This window comes from Streptomyces glaucescens (assembly GCF_002154375.1).
GTDB classification, from domain to species: domain Bacteria; phylum Actinomycetota; class Actinomycetes; order Streptomycetales; family Streptomycetaceae; genus Streptomyces; species Streptomyces glaucescens.
The window spans coordinates 1-7,250 of record NZ_MUND01000556.1 but is presented as its reverse complement, the minus strand read 5'-3'; the positions used below and the strand labels follow the sequence as shown (position 1 = coordinate 7,250).

Below are 7,250 nucleotides of genomic sequence, written 5' to 3'. Positions count from 1 at the left end.
ATGGGGGCTCGCGACGTCGCGCGGTGGGAGAGATGAGTTCTCCGACTCAGTCCGCCCAGGTATCCGAGCCCTGCCGACAAGCCCGCTCGGCGGCTTGGATCGGTGGCATGTCCGCACACACGTTCCCGCACCGCACCGTCCTCCTCTCCACGGTCGGTCTCGTCTTCGTCCTGCTGATGCTCTTCGGGGCGTCCGCCTGTCAGTCCGTCACCGGTGGGCCGGTGCTGTCGGCGGCGGAGTACCAGGAGCGGGTGGCCGACACGGAGGCGGCGGGTGAGCGGGTGCTGAGCGAGCTGGACCCCGTGCCCGTCACAGGGGGCGGGTCCCTGGACGAGGCCAGCGGTTCCTGCGTGGACGACTTCGGCTTCGACGACAGCGGTGTCACCCGCAGCGAGCCGCAGTACGAGTGGACCCTGGAGTTCGCGGACCGCGCGGCCTACCTCACGGCCGTCGAGAATCTCCGTCGCACCTGGGCCGAGCGCGGGCTCGACGTGCGGCGTGTCGAGCCCGACCGGGACACCGGCCTGCCGGGTGTCACCACCGAGGACGACGGCATCGAGCTGACCCTCGCCCCGGACTGGTACTCGCACGAGCCCGTGCTGCGTGCGGACGGTGGGTGCATCCGGCACGAGTACAGCTACGAGGACGCGTACGGCCCCTCCTCGCACTGAGGGATCCCGGTTGGTCAGGCCGCCCGCTGGAAGTCCCGCAACCGCCCGAACGACGCCTCCAGCCCTCGCCGCAGCATCCGTGCCAGCGGCCGTTCCACCAGCCGGTGGATCAGCCAGCTCAGCACCAGGAAGCCCGCGATGACGGCCACGACCAGCAGTCGCGGATCCATCGTGTCGCGCAGGCGGTCGATGAAGGCCGTACCGGCCATGTAGTGGGTCAGGTAGAGGGGGTACGTCAGTGCTCCCGCCGTGACCAGCCACTTCCACCGCACGCGGTCGGTGTGGCCGAGGGCGACGGCGATCATGAGCAGGGTGAAGGCCGTGTAGATCACCACCGCGCCGCGCCAGCTGCTGACCTGCTCGAACTCCACCCGCTCCCCCAGCTCCAGCTGTCCCATCAGCCAGGCCATGCCGAGGATGCCCCACAGGAGGAGGTCCGGGCCGAAGCGGTGCATGAGGTAGAGGGCGAGGCCGGCGATGAAGTACCAGGCGCCGGTCGGGTTGGCGACCAGGACCAGCAGCGGGAACTTCGACACCGGCGCGAGCATGGCGGCGGCGCCCCACACGCAGCAGAAGACCACGACCCGGCGGTAGGTGAGGCCCATGGCGACGACGACGAGGAAGAGCAGGTAGAAGCGCAGTTCCGACCAGAGGGTCCAGTAGACGGGGTCGACGTTCGGGACCTTCGAGCCCTCCTGGAGCATGGTCAGGTTGAACAGCACCTCGCGGAGCGGCAGGCGTTCCCATACGCCGGGCAGGGCGGCCAGGACCGCCGTGGTGAACAGCACCGCGCACCAGTAGGCCGGGTACAGGCGGATCACCCGCGAGACGAAGAAGTCCTTCGGGGTGCGGCCCCAGCAGGACATGCAGATCACGAAGCCGCTGATGACGAAGAAGATCTCGACGCCGATCCAGCCGAAGGACGCCACCCGGAACCAGCTGGGCATGAGGTCGGACACCGGGCGGTCCCAGATGGCGTTGCCGGGCTGGTTCGCGCGGTTCGTGCCGGCGTAGTGGTGCAGGGCCACCATCAGAGCGGCGGCCAGGCGTATGCCGTCGATGACGTACAGGCGGGGACGGGCCCGGCCGCCCGGCACGGCCGCCGGCTTCCGCGTCGATCCCGGCCGTACCGGTGATCCGGCCGGCGCAATCCCCTGCATCCCGTGCTCCCCGCACACCTCGAGTCGTCGAACGGCAGTTCACGCTACGTCCGCACGATCCGCCCCTACGGGGGCAGAGCGGAGCAATCCACCCGCGGTGGGGCGGGAATTGCCCGAAGCCTCTCCCGGACGCCGCCCAAGGTTCGCCGAGGTTTCATCCACGCGGCGCGCAACCCGCGCGCGGCGGGCCTGATGACGGCGCTGGGCCCGCAGCCGTGCCGGAAGGCCGCCTCCCGGACATGGCGAAGGGGCCCGTACGACCGAAGTCGTACGGGCCCCTTCAGGGCAATGCGAGTCAGGCGACCCTCAGACCCTCAAGCAAGCGGAACTTACTTGGTGATCTTGGTGACCTGGCCGGCGCCCACGGTCCGGCCACCCTCACGGATGGCGAACTTCAGGCCCTCTTCCATGGCGACCGGCTGGATCAGCTGGACGGTCATCTCGGTGTTGTCACCCGGCATGACCATCTCGGTGCCCTCGGGGAGGGTCACAACGCCCGTCACGTCCGTCGTACGGAAGTAGAACTGCGGACGGTAGTTGTTGAAGAACGGCGTGTGGCGGCCACCCTCGTCCTTGGACAGGATGTAGGCCTGGGCCTCGAACTCGGTGTGCGGGGTGACCGAACCCGGCTTGATGATGACCTGGCCGCGCTCGACGTCCTCGCGCTTGATGCCACGGAGGAGCAGACCGACGTTCTCACCGGCCTGGCCCTCGTCGAGCAGCTTGCGGAACATCTCGATACCGGTGACCGTGGTGGTGGTCTTCTCGGTCTTGATGCCGATGATGTCGACGGTCTCGTTGACCTTCAGGACACCACGCTCGATACGGCCGGTGACGACCGTACCGCGACCGGTGATCGTGAAGACGTCCTCGATCGGCATGAGGAACGGCTTGTCGACGTCGCGCTCCGGCTGCGGGATCGACTCGTCGACGGCCTTCATCAGGTTGAGGACGGAGTCCACCCACTCCTTCTCGCCCTCGAGGGCCTTGAGAGCGGAGACCTTGACGACCGGAACGTCGTCGCCGGGGAACTCGTACTCGGAGAGGAGCTCACGGACCTCGAGCTCGACGAGCTCCAGGATCTCCTCGTCGTCCACCATGTCGGCCTTGTTCAGGGCGACGACGATGTACGGAACGCCGACCTGGCGGGCCAGGAGCACGTGCTCCTTGGTCTGCGGCATCGGGCCGTCGGTGGCGGCGACCACGAGGATGGCGCCGTCCATCTGCGCCGCACCCGTGATCATGTTCTTGATGTAGTCCGCGTGACCCGGGCAGTCGACGTGGGCGTAGTGACGCGCCTCGGTCTGGTACTCGACGTGCGCGATGGAGATGGTGATACCGCGCTGACGCTCCTCGGGCGCCTTGTCGATGTTGTCGAACGGGGTGGCCTCGTTCAGGTCCGGGTACGCGTCGTGCAGCACCTTGGTAATGGCGGCCGTGAGGGTCGTCTTACCGTGGTCGATGTGACCGATGGTGCCGATGTTGACGTGCGGCTTAGTCCGCTCGAACTTCGCCTTCGCCACTGGGGTCCTCCTGGGAGTGGTTCTGGTACGCCTTACTTCATCGGCGCCAGGTGATCTTTGCTGGATGTCCCGGATCCCGGGGGCAAACATCCGTGATGCGGTTGTTTGCCCCACGAGGCTCCGGAGTCAAGCCTACGGCGTGGACGCGAGGTCCGTTACTCGCCCTTGGCCTTCGCGATGATCTCCTCGGCGACGTTCCGCGGAACCTCGGCGTAGGAGTCGAACTGCATGGAGTAGCTGGCGCGGCCGGACGTCTTGCTGCGCAGGTCGCCGACGTAACCGAACATCTCCGAGAGGGGCACGAGGCCCTTCACGACGCGGGCACCGGCCCGCTCCTCCATGGCCTGGATCTGGCCACGGCGGGAGTTGATGTCACCGATGACCTCACCCATGTAGTCCTCGGGCGTGGTGACCTCGACGGCCATCATCGGCTCGAGCAGCACGGGGCTGGCCTTGCGCGCGGCCTCCTTGAAGGCCTGCGAACCGGCGATCTTGAAGGCGAGCTCGGAGGAGTCCACCTCGTGGTAGGCGCCGTCGATCAGCGTGACACGCACACCGGTCATCTCGTAACCGGCGAGGATGCCGAACTGCATGGCCTCCTGCGCACCGGCGTCCACCGAAGGGATGTACTCCTTCGGGATACGGCCACCGGTCACCTTGTTCACGAACTCGTACGAGGCGTCGCCGCTCTCGATCGGCTCGATCGCGATGATGACGCGCGCGAACTGGCCGGTACCACCCGTCTGCTTCTTGTGGGTGAACTCGACCTTCTCGACCGACTTGCGGATGGTCTCGCGGTACGCGACCTGCGGCTTGCCGACGTTGGCCTCGACCTTGAACTCACGGCGCATACGGTCGACCAGCACCTCGAGGTGCAGCTCGCCCATACCACCGATGATGGTCTGGCCGGTCTCCTCGTCCGAGTGGACCTGGAAGGACGGGTCCTCCTCGGCCAGGCGCTGGATCGCGACGCCGAGCTTCTCCTGGTCGCCCTTCGACTTGGGCTCGATGGCGACCTGGATGACCGGCGCCGGGAAGTCCATGGACTCCAGGATGACCGGGCTCTTGTCGTCGGACAGCGTCTCACCGGTGGTGGTCTGCTTCAGGCCCATGACGGCGACGATGTCGCCGGCGCCCACCGACTCGATCTCCTCACGCTTGTTCGCGTGCATGCGGTAGATCTTGCCGATGCGCTCCTTCTTGCCCTTGACGGAGTTCAGCACCGAGGTGCCGGACTCCAGGCGGCCGGAGTACACACGGACGAAGGTGAGCTTGCCGAGGTGCGGGTCGCTCATGATCTTGAACGCCAGCGCGGCGAGCGGCTCGTCGTCCGACGGCTTGCGCGCGATGACCTTCTCCGGGTCCTTGACGTCGTGGCCCTCGATGGCCTCGATGTCGACCGGCGACGGCAGGTAGCGCACGACCGCGTCGAGCAGGGGCTGAACGCCCTTGTTCTTGAACGCGGTACCGCAGAACACGGGGGTGACGGTGGTGCCGCCGCCCTTGCCGGACGCGATGGTGATACGACGGATCGCCGCGTACAGCTGCTCCACGGAGGGCTCGGTGCCCTCCAGGTACAGCTCCATCAGCTCCTCGTCGTTCTCGGCGACGGCCTCGAGCAGCTTGCCGCGGTACTCCTCGGCAGCCTCGATGTGGGTGTCCGGGATGTCGACGACGTCGTACATCTCGCCCTTGGTCGCCTCGGCCGACCAGACCAGGGCCTTCATCGTCACGAGGTCGATGACGCCCTTGAAGTCCGCCTCCGCACCGATCGGCAGCTGCATGACCAGCGGCTGCGCGCCCAGACGGTCGGAGATCATGTCGACGCAGCGGTGGAACTCGGCACCGGTGCGGTCGAGCTTGTTGACGAAGCAGATACGCGGCACGCCGTAGCGGTCCGCCTGACGCCACACGGTCTCGGACTGGGGCTCAACGCCGGCGACGCCGTCGAACACCGTCACGGCACCGTCGAGCACGCGCAGGGAACGCTCCACCTCGACGGTGAAGTCGACGTGGCCCGGCGTGTCGATGATGTTGATGGTGTGGTCGACGTCTTCCAGCGGCCAGTGGCAGGTGGTGGCAGCAGAGGTGATCGTGATGCCACGCTCCTGCTCCTGCTCCATCCAGTCCATGGTGGCAGCGCCGTCGTGGACCTCACCGATCTTGTAGGACACACCGGTGTAGAACAGGATCCGCTCGGTGGTGGTCGTCTTGCCCGCGTCGATGTGGGCCATGATGCCGATGTTGCGCACCCTGGCCAGGTCAAGCGAAGTGGTAGCCATAAGGCTTCAGTCTTCTCTCGGTCTCGATGTGGGTAGCGACTACCAGCGGTAGTGCGCGAAGGCCTTGTTGGACTCGGCCATCTTGTGCGTGTCCTCGCGCTTCTTCACAGCGGCACCCAGGCCGTTGCTGGCGTCGAGGAGCTCGTTGAGCAGACGCTCGGTCATGGTCTTCTCGCGACGGGCGCGGGAGTAACCGACCAGCCAGCGCAGCGCCAGGGTGTTGGCGCGGCCGGGCTTGACCTCGACCGGCACCTGGTAGGTGGCGCCACCGACACGGCGGGACTTGACCTCGAGGGTCGGCTTGATGTTCTCGAGAGCGCGCTTCAGCGTGATGACCGGGTCGTTGCCGGTCTTCTCGCGCAGGCCCTCCATGGCGCCGTAGACGATGCGCTCGGCGGTGGAGCGCTTGCCGTTCAGCAGCACCTTGTTGATCAGGGAGGTCACCAGAGGAGAACCGTAGACCGGGTCGATGATGACCGGGCGCTTCGGGGCGGGGCCCTTACGAGGCATTCTTACTTCTCCTTCTTGGCGCCGTAACGGCTGCGAGCCTGCTTGCGGTTCTTGACACCCTGGGTGTCGAGCGAACCGCGGATGATCTTGTAGCGAACACCCGGCAGGTCCTTCACACGGCCGCCGCGCACGAGCACGATGGAGTGCTCCTGCAGGTTGTGTCCCTCACCCGGAATGTAGGCCGTGACCTCGATGCCGCTGGTCAGACGCACACGCGCGACCTTACGGAGGGCCGAGTTCGGCTTCTTCGGGGTGGTCGTGAACACACGCGTGCAGACGCCGCGACGCTGAGGGGAACCCTCGAGTGCGGGCGTCTTGTTCTTCTCGACCTTGTCCTGCCGGCCCTTGCGGACCAGCTGCTGGATCGTAGGCACTACTTCTCCGGTTTCTGTGTGCCGATGTACAGCTAACCTGGAACGTCGCCGACCCACGCGGTCGGGTGTGTCGAATCCCGCGGACTTCCGCCGCAAGGCAGAAAGAGGCGCAGATTACGGTGGCCACTCTCGGGCTCCCGATGCGGTCGGAAGGCACGCACAGGAGCCAGGGCACACCCCAGGCACAAGGTCTGAGCGTACCTACCGCACCGACTTCGGTCAAAACAAATGGAGCCCACCCCGACACGCCGGACTTCTCACCTCCTTGACCGCCCTCCCCGCCCGCTCGTCCGGCACCCCGTCCGGCGACCGCCCCGGGACCCCGGCAGCGGGTCGACCGGCGGGAACCGATGACGGTCGGCCGCGGCGGCGGGGCCGTCTCGGCGATGGCCGAATTCCGCCCTTCCCGCCTCGGCGCTCTTGCGCGTTCAGTACGTTGATCCGCCCGCGGCGACCTTCGGGGGAATGGGCATGACAGAACGGACGTACGCGTCGGACGACGGTGGCCTGGACGACCGGGTGCCGTTCCTGGCACGGCTGGAGAGCGAGGACCGCTCGGCGCTGCTCGCGCTCGGCCGCACCCTCTCCTTCACCCGGCGCACGGTCCTGCTCCACCAGCACGAGCCGTCCTCCCACGTGCTGTTCCTGGTGGACGGCTGGACCAAGGTCACCGCCTCGGCCGCCAACGGCTACGAGGCACTGCTGGCCCTGCGCGGCCCCGGCGACATCA

6 protein-coding genes and 1 pseudogene are annotated in these 7,250 nt (G+C 67.1%); 2 read left to right on the top strand and 5 right to left on the bottom strand.

Annotated features, from left to right (window positions below; translation table 11 throughout):
- Window positions 1-107: 107 nt before the first annotated feature.
- On the top strand, window positions 108-671 hold the full coding sequence (locus tag CCN42_RS31655; protein WP_245877556.1) for a hypothetical protein: 564 nt from the start codon (window positions 108-110) through the stop codon (window positions 669-671).
- A 14-nt stretch (window positions 672-685) separates the two neighbouring features.
- Here CCN42_RS31655 and CCN42_RS31650 read toward each other — a convergent pair whose 3' ends face one another.
- The 5 genes from CCN42_RS31650 to rpsL form a co-directional block, all read right to left on the bottom strand.
- Window positions 686-1,831, bottom strand: coding sequence for an acyltransferase family protein (locus CCN42_RS31650; protein ID WP_086740748.1), 1,146 nt, complete (start codon window positions 1,829-1,831; stop codon window positions 686-688).
- A gap of 329 nt (window positions 1,832-2,160) precedes the next feature.
- Window positions 2,161-3,354, bottom strand: a complete 1,194-nt coding sequence (tuf, locus tag CCN42_RS31645; protein WP_086167815.1) for an elongation factor Tu — start codon at window positions 3,352-3,354, stop codon at window positions 2,161-2,163.
- A 155-nt stretch (window positions 3,355-3,509) separates the two neighbouring features.
- Complete coding sequence (gene fusA, locus CCN42_RS31640; RefSeq protein ID WP_086740746.1) at window positions 3,510-5,636, bottom strand: elongation factor G; 2,127 nt, start codon at window positions 5,634-5,636, stop codon at window positions 3,510-3,512.
- A gap of 39 nt (window positions 5,637-5,675) precedes the next feature.
- Window positions 5,676-6,146, bottom strand: coding sequence for a 30S ribosomal protein S7 (gene rpsG / locus CCN42_RS31635; RefSeq protein ID WP_003998848.1), 471 nt, complete (start codon window positions 6,144-6,146; stop codon window positions 5,676-5,678).
- Between the two features lie 2 nt (window positions 6,147-6,148).
- On the bottom strand, window positions 6,149-6,520 hold the full coding sequence (gene rpsL, locus CCN42_RS31630) for a 30S ribosomal protein S12 (protein ID WP_003948652.1): 372 nt from the start codon (window positions 6,518-6,520) through the stop codon (window positions 6,149-6,151).
- Between the two features lie 471 nt (window positions 6,521-6,991).
- On the opposite strand from rpsL, the pseudogene CCN42_RS31625 reads away from it, so the two are divergent.
- A pseudogene (locus tag CCN42_RS31625) lies at window positions 6,992-7,250 on the top strand (Crp/Fnr family transcriptional regulator); the annotation flags it as partial.